At 62.6% G+C, this 14302-nt stretch carries 13 protein-coding genes; 6 read left to right on the top strand and 7 right to left on the bottom strand.

The window, feature by feature from the left end; translation table 11 throughout:
- Positions 1-136: 136 nt before the first annotated feature.
- A complete protein-coding gene (locus K4A76_RS19495) occupies positions 137-334 on the bottom strand; it encodes a YbdD/YjiX family protein (RefSeq protein WP_009682654.1) in 198 nt (65 codons plus the stop codon).
- A gap of 13 nt (positions 335-347) precedes the next feature.
- Positions 348-2414: a carbon starvation CstA family protein gene (locus K4A76_RS19500; protein ID WP_009682653.1), complete on the bottom strand. Its 2067-nt coding sequence runs from the start codon at positions 2412-2414 to the stop codon at positions 348-350.
- 166 nt (positions 2415-2580) lie between these two features.
- Between K4A76_RS19500 and K4A76_RS19505 the strand changes: the two genes are divergently transcribed.
- Both K4A76_RS19505 and K4A76_RS19510 read left to right on the top strand, forming a co-directional pair.
- Positions 2581-2964 carry a PilZ domain-containing protein gene (locus K4A76_RS19505; RefSeq protein WP_274410966.1) on the top strand — a complete coding sequence of 128 codons (384 nt, stop codon included), beginning with the start codon at positions 2581-2583 and terminating at the stop codon, positions 2962-2964.
- 242 nt (positions 2965-3206) lie between these two features.
- Positions 3207-4727: a nucleobase:cation symporter-2 family protein gene (locus K4A76_RS19510; RefSeq protein WP_274410967.1), complete on the top strand. Its 1521-nt coding sequence runs from the start codon at positions 3207-3209 to the stop codon at positions 4725-4727.
- 192 nt (positions 4728-4919) lie between these two features.
- On the opposite strand, the gene radA is transcribed toward K4A76_RS19510, so the two are convergent.
- Positions 4920-6290: a DNA repair protein RadA gene (radA, locus tag K4A76_RS19515; RefSeq protein WP_009681282.1), complete on the bottom strand. Its 1371-nt coding sequence runs from the start codon at positions 6288-6290 to the stop codon at positions 4920-4922.
- 176 nt (positions 6291-6466) lie between these two features.
- Between radA and mscL the strand changes: the two genes are divergently transcribed.
- On the top strand, positions 6467-6886 hold the full coding sequence (gene mscL / locus K4A76_RS19520; RefSeq protein WP_029888025.1) for a large-conductance mechanosensitive channel protein MscL: 420 nt from the start codon (positions 6467-6469) through the stop codon (positions 6884-6886).
- A gap of 195 nt (positions 6887-7081) precedes the next feature.
- Here mscL and K4A76_RS19525 read toward each other — a convergent pair whose 3' ends face one another.
- Positions 7082-7858, bottom strand: coding sequence for a ferredoxin--NADP reductase (locus tag K4A76_RS19525; RefSeq protein ID WP_009681280.1), 777 nt, complete (start codon positions 7856-7858; stop codon positions 7082-7084).
- Between the two features lie 212 nt (positions 7859-8070).
- Between K4A76_RS19525 and K4A76_RS19530 the strand changes: the two genes are divergently transcribed.
- Together K4A76_RS19530 and K4A76_RS19535 are read left to right on the top strand one after the other, a co-directional pair.
- Entirely contained in the window at positions 8071-8778 is a 708-nt protein-coding gene (locus K4A76_RS19530) for an autoinducer binding domain-containing protein (protein ID WP_274410968.1), read from the top strand.
- 96 nt (positions 8779-8874) lie between these two features.
- Positions 8875-9999, top strand: a complete 1125-nt coding sequence (locus K4A76_RS19535; RefSeq protein WP_274410969.1) for a methyltransferase — start codon at positions 8875-8877, stop codon at positions 9997-9999.
- A 116-nt stretch (positions 10000-10115) separates the two neighbouring features.
- Here the strand turns inward: K4A76_RS19535 and K4A76_RS19540 are convergent, their stop codons facing one another.
- From K4A76_RS19540 to K4A76_RS19550, 3 genes are read right to left on the bottom strand one after another with little or no spacing between them, the layout of a single operon-like run.
- Entirely contained in the window at positions 10116-10271 is a 156-nt protein-coding gene (locus tag K4A76_RS19540) for a DUF2474 domain-containing protein (protein ID WP_054912344.1), read from the bottom strand.
- Between the two features lie 9 nt (positions 10272-10280).
- Positions 10281-11288: a cytochrome d ubiquinol oxidase subunit II gene (gene cydB / locus K4A76_RS19545; protein WP_009682263.1), complete on the bottom strand. Its 1008-nt coding sequence runs from the start codon at positions 11286-11288 to the stop codon at positions 10281-10283.
- A 3-nt stretch (positions 11289-11291) separates the two neighbouring features.
- The gene (locus K4A76_RS19550; RefSeq protein ID WP_009682262.1) at positions 11292-12728 is read right to left on the bottom strand and encodes a cytochrome ubiquinol oxidase subunit I; all 1437 of its coding nucleotides are present in this window, start codon (positions 12726-12728) and stop codon (positions 11292-11294) included.
- Between the two features lie 344 nt (positions 12729-13072).
- Between K4A76_RS19550 and K4A76_RS19555 the strand changes: the two genes are divergently transcribed.
- Positions 13073-14293, top strand: coding sequence for an MFS transporter (locus K4A76_RS19555; protein WP_054912342.1), 1221 nt, complete (start codon positions 13073-13075; stop codon positions 14291-14293).
- Positions 14294-14302 lie beyond the last annotated feature (9 nt).

A 14302-nucleotide genomic window follows, 5' to 3' on the forward strand; every position in this document is an offset into this window, starting at 1 on the left:
GGTACCGCGCAAACCTTGACGCCTGGGCAGTACCTGAAAGAGCGCCCCAAAGGCACCGCACAAACCTGGAGGTCTGTGAGTGCCTGTGGGAGCTGGCTTGCCAGCGATGAGGCCGGTACAGGTTAACGCTTGAGACTCAACAGCACTTGGGCCCGGACTTGCCGCCATAACGTGCTTCCTGACGTTCGCGGAAGAACTGCTCATACGTCATGACCGGCTTGTCCGGGTGTGTCTTGTGCATGTGCTCGACATAGTTGTCGTAGTCGGGCATGCCGACCATCAGGCGGGCGGCCTGCCCCAGGTACTTACCCAGTCGACCCAGGTCGTTGAACATGACAGCGGTCCTCTCAAGCGTCAGGCAGGGCCTGGAACGGGGTTTCCTTGTCGCTGCGCTCCTTGCGGCCAAGGGCGGCGTAGCCGACCTTGATGGCAAAGAACAGCACACTGAACACCACCAGCAGGAACAGAATGGTCAGCCCGGCGTTGGTGTAGGCGTTGAAGATCACGTGTTGCATCTGCCCGATGTCCTTGGCCGGGGCCAGAACCTGGCCGGCGTCCAGGGCGGTGCTGTATTTCTTGGCCAGGGCCAGGAAACCTACAGCCGGGTTCGGGTCGAACAGCTTGATCAGGCCCGCCGCCGTGGTGCAGATCAGCAGCCAGGCCGCCGGTAGCAGGGTGACCCAGATGTAGCGCTCGCGCTTCATCTTGATCAGGACCACGGTGCCCAGCATCAGGGCAATACCCGCCAGCATCTGGTTGGAGATACCGAACAGTGGCCACAGGGTGTTGATGCCGCCCAGCGGGTCGATCACGCCCTGGTACAGCAGGTAACCCCACAACGCTACACAACCACCGGTGGCCAACAGGTTGGCACCCCACGACTCGGTGCGTTTCAGGGCTGGCACGAAGCTGCCCAGCAGGTCTTGCAGCATGAAGCGCCCGGCACGGGTACCGGCGTCGACTGCAGTGAGGATGAACAGCGCCTCGAACAGGATCGCGAAGTGGTACCAGAACGCCATGGTGTTTTCACCCGGCAGCACCTGGTGCAGGATTTGCGCGATACCTACCGCCAGCGTGGGTGCACCCCCGGCACGGGCCAGGATGGTGTGCTCGCCAATGTCGCGGGCCACCGCCTCCAGTTGCTCGGGCGTTATCAGGAAGCCCCAGCTGCTCACGGTCTGCGCGACCGACGCCACGTCGGCGCCGACCACGGCTGCCGGGCTGTTCATGGCGAAGTACACGCCTGGTTCGATCACCGACGCAGCCACCATGGCCATGATGGCCACGAACGACTCCATCAGCATGCCGCCGTAGCCGATGTAGCGGGCGTTGGTTTCGTTATCCAGCAGCTTGGGCGTAGTGCCCGAGGAGATCAGCGCGTGGAAGCCAGACACCGCACCACAGGCAATGGTGATGAACAGGAACGGGAACAGGGTGCCCTTCCATACCGGGCCGGTGCCATCGGTGAACTGGGTCAGCGCCGGCATTTTCAGCTCGGGCATGGTCACCAGGATGCCGATGGCCAGGGCGATGATGGTACCGATCTTGAGGAAGGTCGACAGGTAGTCGCGCGGCGCCAGCACCAGCCACACCGGCAGCACCGCAGCCACGAAACCGTAACCGACCAGCATCCAGGTGATCTGCACACCGGTGAAGGTGAACGCCGGGCCCCATACCGGATCGGCCGCAATCTGGCCCCCCAGCCAGATCGAGGCCAACAGCAGCACCACGCCGATGATCGAGATTTCACCAATGTGGCCCGGGCGGATGTAGCGCATGTAAATGCCCATGAACATCGCGATCGGGATGGTCGCCATTACCGTGAACATGCCCCATGGGCTTTCGGCCAGGGCCTTGACCACGATCAGCGCCAGCACCGCCAGGATGATGATCATGATCAGGAAGCAGCCGAACAGGGCGATGGTGCCAGGAATGCGGCCCATTTCCTCGCGCACCATGTCGCCCAGCGAGCGGCCGTTGCGGCGGGTGGACAGGAACAGGACCATGAAGTCCTGCACTGCACCGGCCAGCACCACACCGGCAATGAGCCACAGCGTGCCGGGCAGGTAGCCCATTTGCGCGGCGAGCACCGGGCCCACCAGTGGGCCAGCGCCGGCGATGGCGGCGAAGTGATGGCCGAACAGAATGTGTTTGTTGGTCGGAACGTAGTCCAGGCCGTCGTTGTTGAGCACCGCCGGGGTGGCACGGCGCGGGTCGAGTTGCATCACTTTGGTGGCGATGAACAGGCTGTAGTAGCGATAGGCGACCAGGTAGATGGCCACTGCCGCGACCACGATCCACAAGGCATTGATCGCCTCACCGCGACGCAGGGCAACGACACCCAGCGCGCAGGCCCCTATGACTGCCAGCGCCAGCCACGGTATGTGGCGTAGCAGGCTATTATTGTTGTTCATGGTTAGCTTCCAGCTGTTGGATTGGAAAGACCGCCCACCGAGTCTAGGGCGAGTCAGGCGGCATTGCCACACTTGCTTTGGTCTAGAGCCTCTGCGGCCAGATTGCAGCACCTGATGCACAAACCCTTAATCACCCTGATCAGGATGCCACCCGAGGGCCTTACCCATGAGCGATCACGACGAACGTAGGCGTTTCCAGCGAATCTGCTTCGACGCCCCTACCGAACTTCACCAAGGCTCCCGATGCTGGTCGCCCAAGCTGCTGGACATTTCGCTCAAGGGGCTGCTGGTGGAACGCCCGCAGCAATGGGATGCCGACCTGAGCCAGAACTTCGACGCAATCATCACGCTGGACGAGCAAACGCAGGTGACCATGCAGGTCGAACTGCGCCACGAGGAACCGGCCCGGCTAGGTTTCATCTGCCTGTACATCGATGTCGAATCGATGACCCATCTGCACCGTCTTGTGGAATTGAACCTGGGTAACAGCACCAGAATGATGCGTGAGCTGCGCGAATTGATCGAAGAATGGAATCTCTTAGCTAGCTAAGGGCCTTCCCACTTTCTGTTTCCTGTCTACTCAGACAGCTTTAGGCCTGGGTAGCAGGACTTTGTACACACCCCTCTAGTACAGCTTTAGACAAGTTGGTACGGCTCATGCATTGGGTTTTAACACACCCTGATGCCGCACTTGTGCGCGCTCCGATCAAAATATTGTATACAATTCTTGTGGCAATCAATCACGGGAAGTGTCTACAGTAGCGCCACAACAATAAACAGAGAGCCTGCTCCATGACTACGTCCCCTAGCACGTCTCCCGCTCAACGCCCCGAGGACGAAAACCTCGGGCTGGGCGCCAACCTGGCCTATGGTCTGCAACACGTGTTGACCATGTACGGGGGGATCGTCGCGGTGCCCCTGATCCTGGGGCAAGCCGCTGGCCTGAACGGTGGCGAAATCGGCATGCTCATCGCCGCCTCGCTGTTTGCCGGTGGCCTGGCGACCCTGCTGCAGACGCTGGGGCTGCCGTTCTTCGGCTGCCAGCTACCGCTGGTGCAGGGCGTGTCGTTCGCCGGCGTGGCGACCATGGGCGCCATTCTCAGCAGCGAAGGTGGCGGTGGCTTGCCGGGGGTGCTCGGTGCGGTCATGGCGGCATCGCTGATCGGCTTTCTGATCACCCCGGTGTTCTCACGCATTACCAAGTTCTTCCCGCCCCTGGTGACCGGTATCGTCATCACCACCATCGGCCTGACCCTGATGCCGGTCGCCGCGCGCTGGGTAATGGGCGGCAACAGCGCTTCGCCCGAGTTCGGCAGCGTGGCCAATATCGGCCTGGCGGCGCTGACCTTTGCCATTGTGCTGCTGCTGAGCAAACTGGGTAGCGCGAGCATCTCGCGGCTGTCGATCCTGCTGGCCATGGTGGTCGGCACATTGATCGCCTGGGCGCTGGGCATGGCCGACTTCAGCAAGGTCACCGAAGGCCCGATGTTCGCCTTCCCCACGCCGTTCCATTTCGGCATGCCCGAGTTTCACATCGCCGCCATCCTGTCGATGTGCATCGTCATCATGGTGACCCTGGTGGAAACCTCGGCCGACATCCTTGCCGTGGGTGAGATCATCGACACCAAGGTCGACTCCAAGCGCCTGGGCAACGGCCTGCGTGCCGACATGGCGTCGAGCATTCTGGCGCCGATCTTCGGCTCGTTCACGCAAAGCGCGTTCGCCCAGAACGTCGGCCTGGTGGCCGTTACCGGCGTCAAGAGCCGTTATGTGGTGGCTACCGGTGGCCTGATCCTGGTGGTTCTCGGCCTGCTGCCGATCATGGGCCGGGTCATTGCCGCTGTCCCTACCCCGGTACTGGGCGGTGCAGGGATCGTGCTGTTCGGCACCGTGGCAGCCAGTGGTATCCGCACTTTGTCCAAGGTCAGCTACAAGAACAACGTGAACCTGATCATCGTCGCGGCATCGCTGGGCTTCGGCATGATCCCGATCGCCGCGCCGACCTTCTACCACCAATTCCCGAACTGGTTCGAGACCATTTTCCACTCGGGCATCAGCTCGGCGGCGATCATGGCCATCCTGCTGAACCTGATCTTCAACCACTTCACCACCGGCAACTCGGAAAACCAGTCGGTGTTCGCTGCGGCCTACGAGCGCACCATCCAGTATTCGGACATTTCTGCACTGCGCGATGGCGACTACTTCAAGGATGGCAAGTTGTTCGATGCCGAGGGTAACGAGGTGCCGATGCTGGAGCTGGATGAGCATGGCAACGAAAAGGTCAAACGCCCTGCGGCGGTGGCCGAGCATTGAGGGTTGCCTGAGCGGTGAGGTGGGGGGGCCGATGCGCATCATCGGCCCCCTTTTTCGTTTGCCTGGGCTGACACTATCGCCGGCAAGCCAGCGCCCACAGGGCTCGCATCAGGGCTCACAGCTGCTTGCCACAAGATGGGCAGAACCTGTGGGAGCTGGCTTGCCGGCGATAGGGCCAGAACAGGCTACGAATTATTCGAACAATGCATCCAGGGCCTGCTCCAGCCGGGTCACGGCAATGACCTGCAGCCCCGCTGGCGGCTCCTTCGGTGCATTGCCCTTGGGCACGATCGCCCGCTTGAAGCCGTGCTTGGCCGCTTCCTTCAAGCGCTCCTGCCCGCTTGGCACCGGGCGTACCTCGCCCGACAAGCCGATCTCGCCGAACACCAGCAGGCCATGGGCCAGTGGGCGATTGCGCAGGCTGGACATCACCGCCGCCAGCAGCGCCAGGTCCGAAGCGGTTTCCAGCACCTTGACCCCGCCCACCACATTGAGGAACACGTCCTGGTCGTGGGTGGGTATACCGCCGTGGCGGTGCAGTACCGCCAGCAGCATGGCCAGGCGGTTCTGGTCCAGGCCCAGGGTTACCCGGCGCGGGTTGGCCAGGTGGCTGTCGTCCACCAGCGCCTGCACCTCGACCAGCATGGGCCGGGTGCCTTCCCAGGTGGCCATCACCACGCTGCCCGGCACTTCCTCCTGGGTACGGTTGAGGAAGATCGCCGACGGGTTGGAGACCTCTTTCAAGCCGCGGTCGGTCATGCCGAACACGCCCAGCTCGTTGACGGCGCCGAAGCGGTTCTTCACCGCCCGCAGCAAGCGCAGGCGGCCGTCGGACTCGCCCTCGAAATACAACACGGTATCGACCATGTGCTCCAGCACCCGCGGGCCGGCCAGCGAGCCCTCCTTGGTGACATGCCCGACCAGGAAGATGGCCGTGCCGCTCTGCTTGGCATAACGCACCAGCAACGCCGTGCTTTCACGCACCTGGGCAACGCCACCAGGGGCTGACTGCAACTGCTCGGTGAAGATGGTCTGGATGGAGTCGATCACCATTACCCGCGGTTTTTCGACACGTGCCGTGGCAATGATCGTCTCGATGCAGGTTTCGGTCATGACCTTGAGCTTGTCCTGGGGCAGGCCCAGCCGGCGCGAGCGCATGGCCACCTGTTGCTGCGATTCCTCGCCAGTGACATACAGTGCCGGCATGCCCACGGCGATGTTGCACAGGGTCTGCAACAGGATGGTCGACTTGCCGATGCCAGGGTCGCCACCAATCAGCACCACCGAGCCGTCTACCAGGCCGCCACCCAACACACGGTCCAGCTCGGTGCTGCTGGTGGTGAAACGGGGGATCTCCTCGACGCTGACTTCTGCCAGGGTCTTGATCTGTGCCTGCTGCCCGGTCCAACCGGCGCGGCCACTGCTGGGCGCAGCGGCACCGCCGCTTTCGATCATGGTTTCGACCAGGGTGTTCCAGGCCCCGCACTCACCACACTGGCCGGCCCATTTGGGGAAGGTCGCGCCGCACTCGGTGCAGCCATACATGCGCTTGGCCTTGGCCATGGGTTGGGGTCTCCTGGAAAAATCGCCATGATAGCCGAGCCGCACGTGCCTCGAGCGCTTCGGGATGCGACAAAACTATTCGTTCTAACCGCAGTCAGTTGCCCTGAACACAACGCATGAAGCGTTCAAGTGGCTTACACTGCGTTTACCTCACCTTTTGTTACAAGGATCTAAACATGGGCATGCTCAATGAGTTCAAGGCCTTCGCGGTCAAAGGCAACGTCGTCGACATGGCGGTTGGTATCATCATCGGCGCAGCCTTCGGCAAGATCGTCTCGTCCTTCGTCGGCGACGTGATCATGCCTCCGCTGGGCCTGTTGATTGGTGGTGTGGATTTCAGCGATCTGGCCATTACCCTGAAAGCCGCTCAAGGTGACGTACCGGCGGTGGTGCTGGCCTATGGCAAGTTCATCCAGACCGTGATCGACTTCCTGATCGTGGCCTTCGCCATTTTCATGGGTGTGAAAGCCATCAACCGGCTCAAGCGTGAAGAGGCCGTGGCACCGACTGCCCCGCCAGTGCCTACCCCCCAGGAAACCCTGCTGACCGAGATTCGCGATTTGCTCAAGACGCAGAACCAGAACCGCCTGCCTTGAGGTTGCCGGGCAGTCCAAGTTGGATGTAGGAGCGGGTTTACCCGCGAATGCGGTGGCGGCTGCAGTAGTGAACGGCCAGGAAATCTTGGTCAACGGGCCGGGCCTCTTCGCGGGTGAACCCGCTCCTACAACGGGCCGTGACGATCCGCTGATGGGGGCACAACACCAGCAGCGCCGGTGCCCAGGCCCGGCGCCTTACCAGTAATTCTCGACCGCCACCTGGCCGGGGCGCTTGCTCAGGCTCAACTGCAGGTCGCGTGCCTTGAGCACCTTGCGTGTCTCGTCGATCATCTCCGGGTTGCCGCACAGCATCACCCGCGAATGCTCGGGGGACAGTTCCAGCCCCGCCGCCCTCTCCAACTCACCGCTCTCGATCAGCGTGGTAATGCGCTGGTTCAGCGCACCAGGGTGCTGCTCGCGGGTGACCACCGGAATGAACTGCAACTTGCCAGCAAACTCGGCCAGATAATCGCGCTGTTCCAGCCCGGCAATTTCATCCACATAAGCCAGCTCTCTGGCCTCGCGTACCGAATACACCAGCTTGATGCTGTCGAACCGCTCCCAGGCCTCGAAGTCCTGCAGGATCGACATGAACGGCGCAATGCCGGTACCGGTAGCCAGCAGCCACAGGTCGCGGCCGCCGACGAAGCGGTCGAGGGTGAGGAAGCCAAACGCCTGGCGGTCTATCAGCAAGGTATCGCCTGCCCCCAGGCGGCTCAGCTCACTGGTGAACTCGCCGCCCGGCACCACGATGGAGAAGAAATCCAGGTGCTCGTCATGGGGCGCACTGACCATGGAATAGGCGCGCCATACCACGCTGCCATCGGCCTTGGTCACGCCCAGCCGGGCGAACTGGCCGGAACGGAATCGGAACCCGGCATCGCGCGTAACCCGCAGGCTGAAGAGGTTCGGCGTCAGCGGCTGAACATCGAGCAGGGTCTGGCGGGTGAACTTTTCGGCGCTAGCGGTCATATCGGGCTCCAGGGTTGGCGTGTGCACAGTGTCGCCTAAAGTGCTCGGGATAAAAACCACCGCTTTGTAGGGCCTCACGCCGGGTGCCGGTATGAAAGTCGCAGAGAATGCGGTTGGCTATAGCGAAAAATCCCAACACAACGGTAGGTCTTTTCCTACACTAGTCCTGATTCTCAAAAGGATTGGATCCCGCGCCCCAAGGAGTGTTTCAGATGCTTCACTGGAAACCTGAACATCTTGATGCGTTCGTCAGCGAGCGCAGCCCAAAGAAGCTGTTCAACATCGCAGTGCATCTGGCGCAGGACCTGGCCATGGAGTACCTGGGGCTGAACCTGCGCATTCAGATCGCGACGCAGACGCCCAGGCTCTACCTGTACAGCAACTATCCCGATGAATGGATCAGTCGCTATCAGCGCGACGACTTCTACAAGCAGGACTGCGCCGCCCACCTCAGCCACCAGTCGACCCTGCCGGTGCTGTGGACTGACGAGCTCTATCATGAGGCCCCGCACTTTCGCGAAGCAGCCTGCCAACATGGCCTGCGTCACGGTTGGACGCAGTCGCTGCACGACCTGCAACACAACGAAAGCCAGATCAGCGTGGCCCGCCCGGCGGGCAGCATCGACATCACCGAACTCTACGAGAAGGCCGGCAGTGTGCAGTGGCTGTGCCACACGCTGCATGCCGTGCTCGGCGAACACCACCTGAACGCGTTATGCCCGCCACAACCGAAGATGAGCGCGCGTGAGCTGGAAGTGCTGAAATGGTCCGCCGCTGGCAAGACCGCTGCCGACGTTGCCTGCATTCTGTCGTTGTCGCAAAGCACGGTGAATTTCCATATCCGCAGCGTGATCACCAAGACCAATGCCGCCAACAAGGCTGGCGCCATCGCCATTGCCGCGTTGCGCGGCTGGATCTGACCTTCAGACCTGCGACCCGGGGCAAAGCCCTGTAGAATCGCCTGGCAAAGCCCGGGGCGAACCGCAACGGGCAGTTTCATACCCGAGCCAGACGCCATGCCCCTGTTGACCACCCCTTACGCCGAACTCGACCTGATCCGCCAGCCCGAACAGGCCAACGACCCTTTGCAGGCTTTCGATGCCGCCGACGAATACCTGCTCGCGCAGTTGCACGCGCAGGCACCTGACGCCAACTGCCGGGTGCTGGTGCTCAACGACAGCTTCGGGGCCGTGGCCGCCAGCCTGGCTGGCAAGGTGCAGGTGACCAGCAGCGGCGACTCCCACCTGGCCCACATGGCCCTGGAAAAGAACCTGGCGCGCAATGGCCTGCCGTTCGACAGCGTGCCGTTCGTGCCAGCCAGCGAGCACTGGCAGGGCCCGTTCGACCGGGTGCTGCTGCGCGTGCCTAAAACCCTGGCCCTGCTCGAAGAGCAACTGATTCGCCTGCAGGGGCAGCTGGCACCCGCTGCGCAGGTGATTGCCGGGGCAATGGTCAAGCACTTGCCACGCGCGGCCGGTGACCTGTTGGAGAAATACATCGGCCCGGTGCAGGCTTCGCTGGCGCAAAAGAAGGCCCGCCTGCTCACCGCGACGCTGGCAGAGCGGCCCCTGGCCCGCTCGCCCTACCCTAGCCGTTACCGCCTGGACACGCCGGCGCTGGAATTGCTCAACCATGCCAACGTGTTCTGCCGTGAGGGCCTGGATATCGGCACACGGGCGTTCCTGCCGCACCTGCCACGCAATCTCGGCCGCGCGCGGGTAGCAGACCTGGGCTGTGGCAACGGGGTGCTGGCCATTGCCAGTGCCCTGGCCAACCCGGATGCCGAGTACAGCTTGGTCGACGAGTCGTACATGGCGGTGCAATCGGCACGGGAGAACTGGCGCGCCGCCTTGGGTGAGCGGCCGGCCACCTTCGAAGCAGCCGACGGTTTGGCCGGGGTCGAGAAACAGTCGCTGGATGTGGTGCTCTGCAACCCGCCGTTCCACCAGCAACAGGTGGTTGGCGATTTTCTTGCCTGGCGCATGTTCCAGCAGGCACGCGAAGCGTTGGTGGTGGGCGGGGCCCTGTACATCGTGGGCAACCGCCACCTGGGCTATCACAGCAAGCTGGCGCGGTTGTTCCGTGGGGTCGAGCAGGTAGCGGCTACGCCCAAGTTTGTAATCCTCAAAGCGCGCAAGTAAGCCTGTACCGGCCCTATCGCCGGCAAGCCGGCTCCCACAGGTACTGCACAAGGCGCGATGCAGATGCGACCCTGTGGGAGCTGGCTTGCCGGCGATAGGGCCAAAGCAGGCTTACCTCAATGGGTGGTCAGGCCCGCAGCCCCCATGAACAAGCGCATCACCCAGGCCGCCACACCCAGTGCGGCCACGCTCAACGCCCAGATCAGCACCAGCCAACCCAGCCGCTGCCACAGCGGTTTCTTCTCTTCCAGGCCATGCTTGCCAGCCATCATGCGGGCCTCCTAGTGATAGCCGTCGTCATGGGTCACCTTGCCGCGGAACACGTAGTAGCTCCAGAAGGTATACCCGAGGATGAACGGCAGGATGAACAGGGTGCCAACCAGCATGAAGCCCTGGCTTTGTGCTGGCGCTGCGGCATCCCAGATCGAGATCGACGGCGGGATGATGTTCGGCCACAGGCTGATGCCCAAGCCGCTGTAGCCAAGGAATATCAGCACCAGCGTGAGCAGGAACGGCGTGTAGTGCGCGTTGCGGGCCACGGCCTTGAGCAAGCCATAGAACGTTACCAGCACCAGCAACGGCACCGGCATGAACCACAGCAGGTTAGGCATGCTGAACCAGCGGTCGGCGATCTGCGGGTAGGCAATCGGCGTCCACAGGCTGACGATACCAATCACCACCAGTAGCACCAGCGCCAAGGGCCGGGCGATTTCGTGCATTTTCTGCTGCAGCGGCCCTTCGGTTTTCATGATCAACCAGGTGCAACCCAGCAGCGTGTATGCCACGATCAGCCCCACCCCGCAGAACAGGCTGAACGGGGTCAACCAGTCGAGGGTGCCCCCGGCAAAATGCCGATCGACCACCTTGAACCCTTCCAGGAACGCGCCCAGCGCCACACCCTGGAAGAAGGTGGCGATCAGCGAACCCCAGATGAATGCCTTGTCCCAGATGTGCCGCTTGCGGGCGGTGGCCTTGAAGCGGAATTCAAAGGCCACCCCCCGGAAGATCAAGCCGATCAGCATCAGGATCAACGGCAAGTACAACGCTTCCAGCACCACCGAGTAGGCCATCGGGAAGGCCCCGAACAGCCCGGCCCCCCCGAGCACCAGCCAGGTTTCGTTGCCGTCCCACACCGGGGCGACGGTGTTCATCATCACATCACGGTCATGCTCGCCCTTCACGAACGGGAAAAGCATGCCGATGCCCAGGTCGAAACCATCCATCACTACGTACATCATCACGCCGAAGATGATGATCACCGCCCAGATCAGCGGAAGGTCGATACCCATGGCTCAGTTCCCCTTGTTCAGGCTGGCGGTGTTGGCCTCGTGGCCATCATCGGCGGCGGACAGCGGCCGCGCCGGGGTGCGTTTGGTGCCGGGGCCACCTGGGTTGATTTCATCACCCTCACCGGTCTGCGGGCCCTTGCGCACCAGGCGCAGCATGTAGCCAAGGCCGGTGCCGAACAGGGCGAAATACACCACCACGAACGCCACCAGGGTAAAGCCAAGCTGCGCATAGCTGTGGTTGGACACCCCGTCTGCGGTGCGCAGCAAGCCGTACACCACCCAGGGCTGACGGCCAATTTCAGTGGTGAACCAGCCGGCCAGCAGCGCCACCAGGCCGGAGGGCCCCATCCACACTGCCATGTGCAGGAACGGCCGCGAGGTGTACAGCGTGCCCCGCTTGCGTAGCCAGAGGCTCCACAGGCCAACGAAGATCATCAGCAAGCCCAGGCCGACCATGATGCGGAACGACCAGAACACAATGGTCGAGTTGGGCCGGTCTTCTGGCGGGAAGTCCTTCATCGCCGGCACCTGCTTGTCCAGGCTGTGGGTCAGGATCAGGCTGCCAAGCGCCGGGATCTCAAGCTTGAAGCGGGTGGTTTCGGCCTGCATGTCAGGAATGCCGAAAAGGATCAGCGGCGTCGGCTCACCGGGCACGTTCTCCCAGTGGCCTTCGATCGCGGCGATCTTCACCGGTTGGTGCTTGAGCGTGTTGAGGCCGTGGAAGTCGCCGATCACCGCCTGGATCGGGGCGACGATCAGTGCCATCCACATGGCCATCGACAGCATCTTGCGCACCGCCGGGTTGTCCCGCCCGCGCAGCAGGTGCCAGGCGGCCGAGGCGCCGACGAAGAACGCGGTGGACACGAACGCGGCCGTGGCCATGTGCATCAGGCGGTACGGGAACGAGGGGTTGAACACCACGGCCAGCCAGTCTACCGGCACTACCCGGCCATCGATGATCTCGTGGCCTTGCGGGGTTTGCATCCAGCTGTTGGAGGCCAGGATCCAGAACGTGGACACCAGCGTACCCAGTGCCACCATCAGCGTGGAGAAGAAGTGCAGCCCTCTGCCCACACGATTCCAGCCGAACAGCATGACCCCGAGGAAACCGGCCTCGAGGAAGAAGGCGGTGAGCACCTCGTAGGTGAGCAGTGGGCCGGTAACCGCGCCGGCGAAGTCGGAGAAGCGGCTCCAGTTGGTACCGAACTGGTAAGCCATGACCAACCCCGAGACCACCCCCATGCCGAAGTTCACTGCGAAGATCTTCGACCAGAAATGGTAGAGGTCGCGGTAGACCTGGTTGTGGGTGCGCAACCACAGGCCTTCGAGCACCGCCAGGTAGCTGGCCAGGCCAATGGTAATGGCCGGGAACAGGATGTGGAACGACACGGTAAAGGCGAACTGCATTCGGGCGAGCTCTAAGGCTTCTATTCCGAACATGGTGCTTCCTCTTCAGATAATCCGGCGTACGGGCTCGTGGCACCGTCGCCCACTGCCCCCACTGGGTCGAGTACGGCGCGTTGGAATTGTTCTGTTCGATCGCAGGGATTCCGGCCCATCGGGCCCATTCGTTAGTTCTGGAACGATTGATCCAGATCAACGACTGCTAGGAAGCATAGTCCTGAATGCACGGTTGGGCCGTGCGGTGGATTGCCGCGTGACCGGTTGCCCCACCGGCTTTCATGACGCGTGAAAAAGTGCCCACCCGGGCAAACAGTAACTGTTTGTTACAAACAGATGATACGCTGCGCCCCCCTCCACTGCGCCGAGGCTCCAGGGTTCCGATGTCCGATTCCGCACCGCAGTTGTTGCGCCAGCACCGCCCGTTTCTGGCCTTCTGGCTGGCCCGTGTATTCACCGCCAGTGGCTTCCAGATGCTCACCGTGGCCATTGGCTGGCACCTCTACCAATTGACCGGCAATGTTCTGGACCTGGGCCTGGTAGGCCTGGTCGAATTCGCCCCTCGGGTGCTGTTCATGCTGCACACCGGGCATGTCGCCGACCGCTATGACAGGCGCAAGGTCGCAGCGCTGTGCCAGAGCCTGCAGGGGCTGATTGCCCTGGCGCTGGCCGTGGGCAGCGCCACCGACAACGTTACCCGGGAACTGATTTTTGCCCTGGCCTTCCTGCTGGGCGCCACGCGCTCGTTCGAAATGCCAGCCACCCAGGCGCTGCTACCCAACGTGGTACCGCCAGGGCTGTTCCCACGGGCGGTGGCCGCTTCGGCCTCGGCCACCCAGTCGGCGACCATCGTCGCCCCGGCGGTGGGCGGTTTTCTGTACGCCTTTGGCAGCATCTGGGTGTATGGCCCGACGGTGGCCCTGTACGCCATCGCCTGCATCCTGACCCTGAGCCTGCAGGCACGCGGCCAGGTTACCCAGCGTGGGCGTGCGAGCATCGAGTCGCTGCTGGCAGGGATCCGCTTCATTCGTAGCCGCCCGGACATTCTTGGGGCCATTTCGCTGGACCTGTTCGCTGTGCTGCTGGGCGGTGCCACGGCGCTGCTGCCGGTGTTCGCCAAGGACATACTGCTCACTGGCCCACTGGGCCTGGGCCTGTTGCGCTCGGCGCCAGCGGTGGGGGCGTTGCTGATGTCGCTGTGGCTCGCGCGTTTTCCATTCGAGCGCAATGTCGGGCGGACCATGTTCACCGCAGTGGGTATTTTTGGCGTGGCCACCATTGCCTTCGGCCTGTCCACCTCGTTCTGGTTTTCGCTGGCGGTGCTGGTGGTACTGGGCGCGGCAGACATGATCAGCATGGTCATCCGCAGTTCGTTCGTGCAACTGGAAACCCCCGATGAGATGCGCGGGCGGGTGAGCGCGGTGAACGGGCTGTTCATTGGTGCCTCAAATCAGCTCGGCGAGTTCGAGTCGGGGGTGACGGCGCACTGGTTTGGCACAGTGCCGGCAGTGGTGATGGGTGGGGTGGGCACGTTGCTGGTGACCGGGGTATGGATAAAACTGTTCCCTACACTGGCCAAGCGGGATCGGTTGCACAGCGGTTGATGGGTTGCC

Origin of the sequence: Pseudomonas sp. NEEL19, from assembly GCF_028751975.1 — a bacterium.
GTDB lineage: Bacteria > Pseudomonadota > Gammaproteobacteria > Pseudomonadales > Pseudomonadaceae > Aquipseudomonas > Aquipseudomonas juntendi.

Bases quoted from the DNA above. Each gene is read 5' to 3' on its own strand.
- K4A76_RS19500 (WP_009682653.1), bottom strand. From the start codon at position 2,414: ATGAACAACAATAATAGCCTGCTACGCCACATACCGTGGCTGGCGCTG.
- K4A76_RS19530 (WP_274410968.1), top strand. From the start codon at position 8,071: ATGCTTCACTGGAAACCTGAACATCTTGATGCGTTCGTCAGCGAGCGC.
- K4A76_RS19525 (WP_009681280.1), bottom strand. From the start codon at position 7,858: ATGACCGCTAGCGCCGAAAAGTTCACCCGCCAGACCCTGCTCGATGTT.
- K4A76_RS19495 (WP_009682654.1), bottom strand. From the start codon at position 334: ATGTTCAACGACCTGGGTCGACTGGGTAAGTACCTGGGGCAGGCCGCC.
- K4A76_RS19550 (WP_009682262.1), bottom strand. From the start codon at position 12,728: ATGTTCGGAATAGAAGCCTTAGAGCTCGCCCGAATGCAGTTCGCCTTT.
- radA (WP_009681282.1), bottom strand. From the start codon at position 6,290: ATGGCCAAGGCCAAGCGCATGTATGGCTGCACCGAGTGCGGCGCGACC.
- mscL (WP_029888025.1), top strand. From the start codon at position 6,467: ATGGGCATGCTCAATGAGTTCAAGGCCTTCGCGGTCAAAGGCAACGTC.
- K4A76_RS19535 (WP_274410969.1), top strand. From the start codon at position 8,875: ATGCCCCTGTTGACCACCCCTTACGCCGAACTCGACCTGATCCGCCAG.
- cydB (WP_009682263.1), bottom strand. From the start codon at position 11,288: ATGGGTATCGACCTTCCGCTGATCTGGGCGGTGATCATCATCTTCGGC.
- K4A76_RS19540 (WP_054912344.1), bottom strand. From the start codon at position 10,271: ATGATGGCTGGCAAGCATGGCCTGGAAGAGAAGAAACCGCTGTGGCAG.
- K4A76_RS19555 (WP_054912342.1), top strand. From the start codon at position 13,073: ATGTCCGATTCCGCACCGCAGTTGTTGCGCCAGCACCGCCCGTTTCTG.
- K4A76_RS19505 (WP_274410966.1), top strand. From the start codon at position 2,581: ATGAGCGATCACGACGAACGTAGGCGTTTCCAGCGAATCTGCTTCGAC.
- K4A76_RS19510 (WP_274410967.1), top strand. From the start codon at position 3,207: ATGACTACGTCCCCTAGCACGTCTCCCGCTCAACGCCCCGAGGACGAA.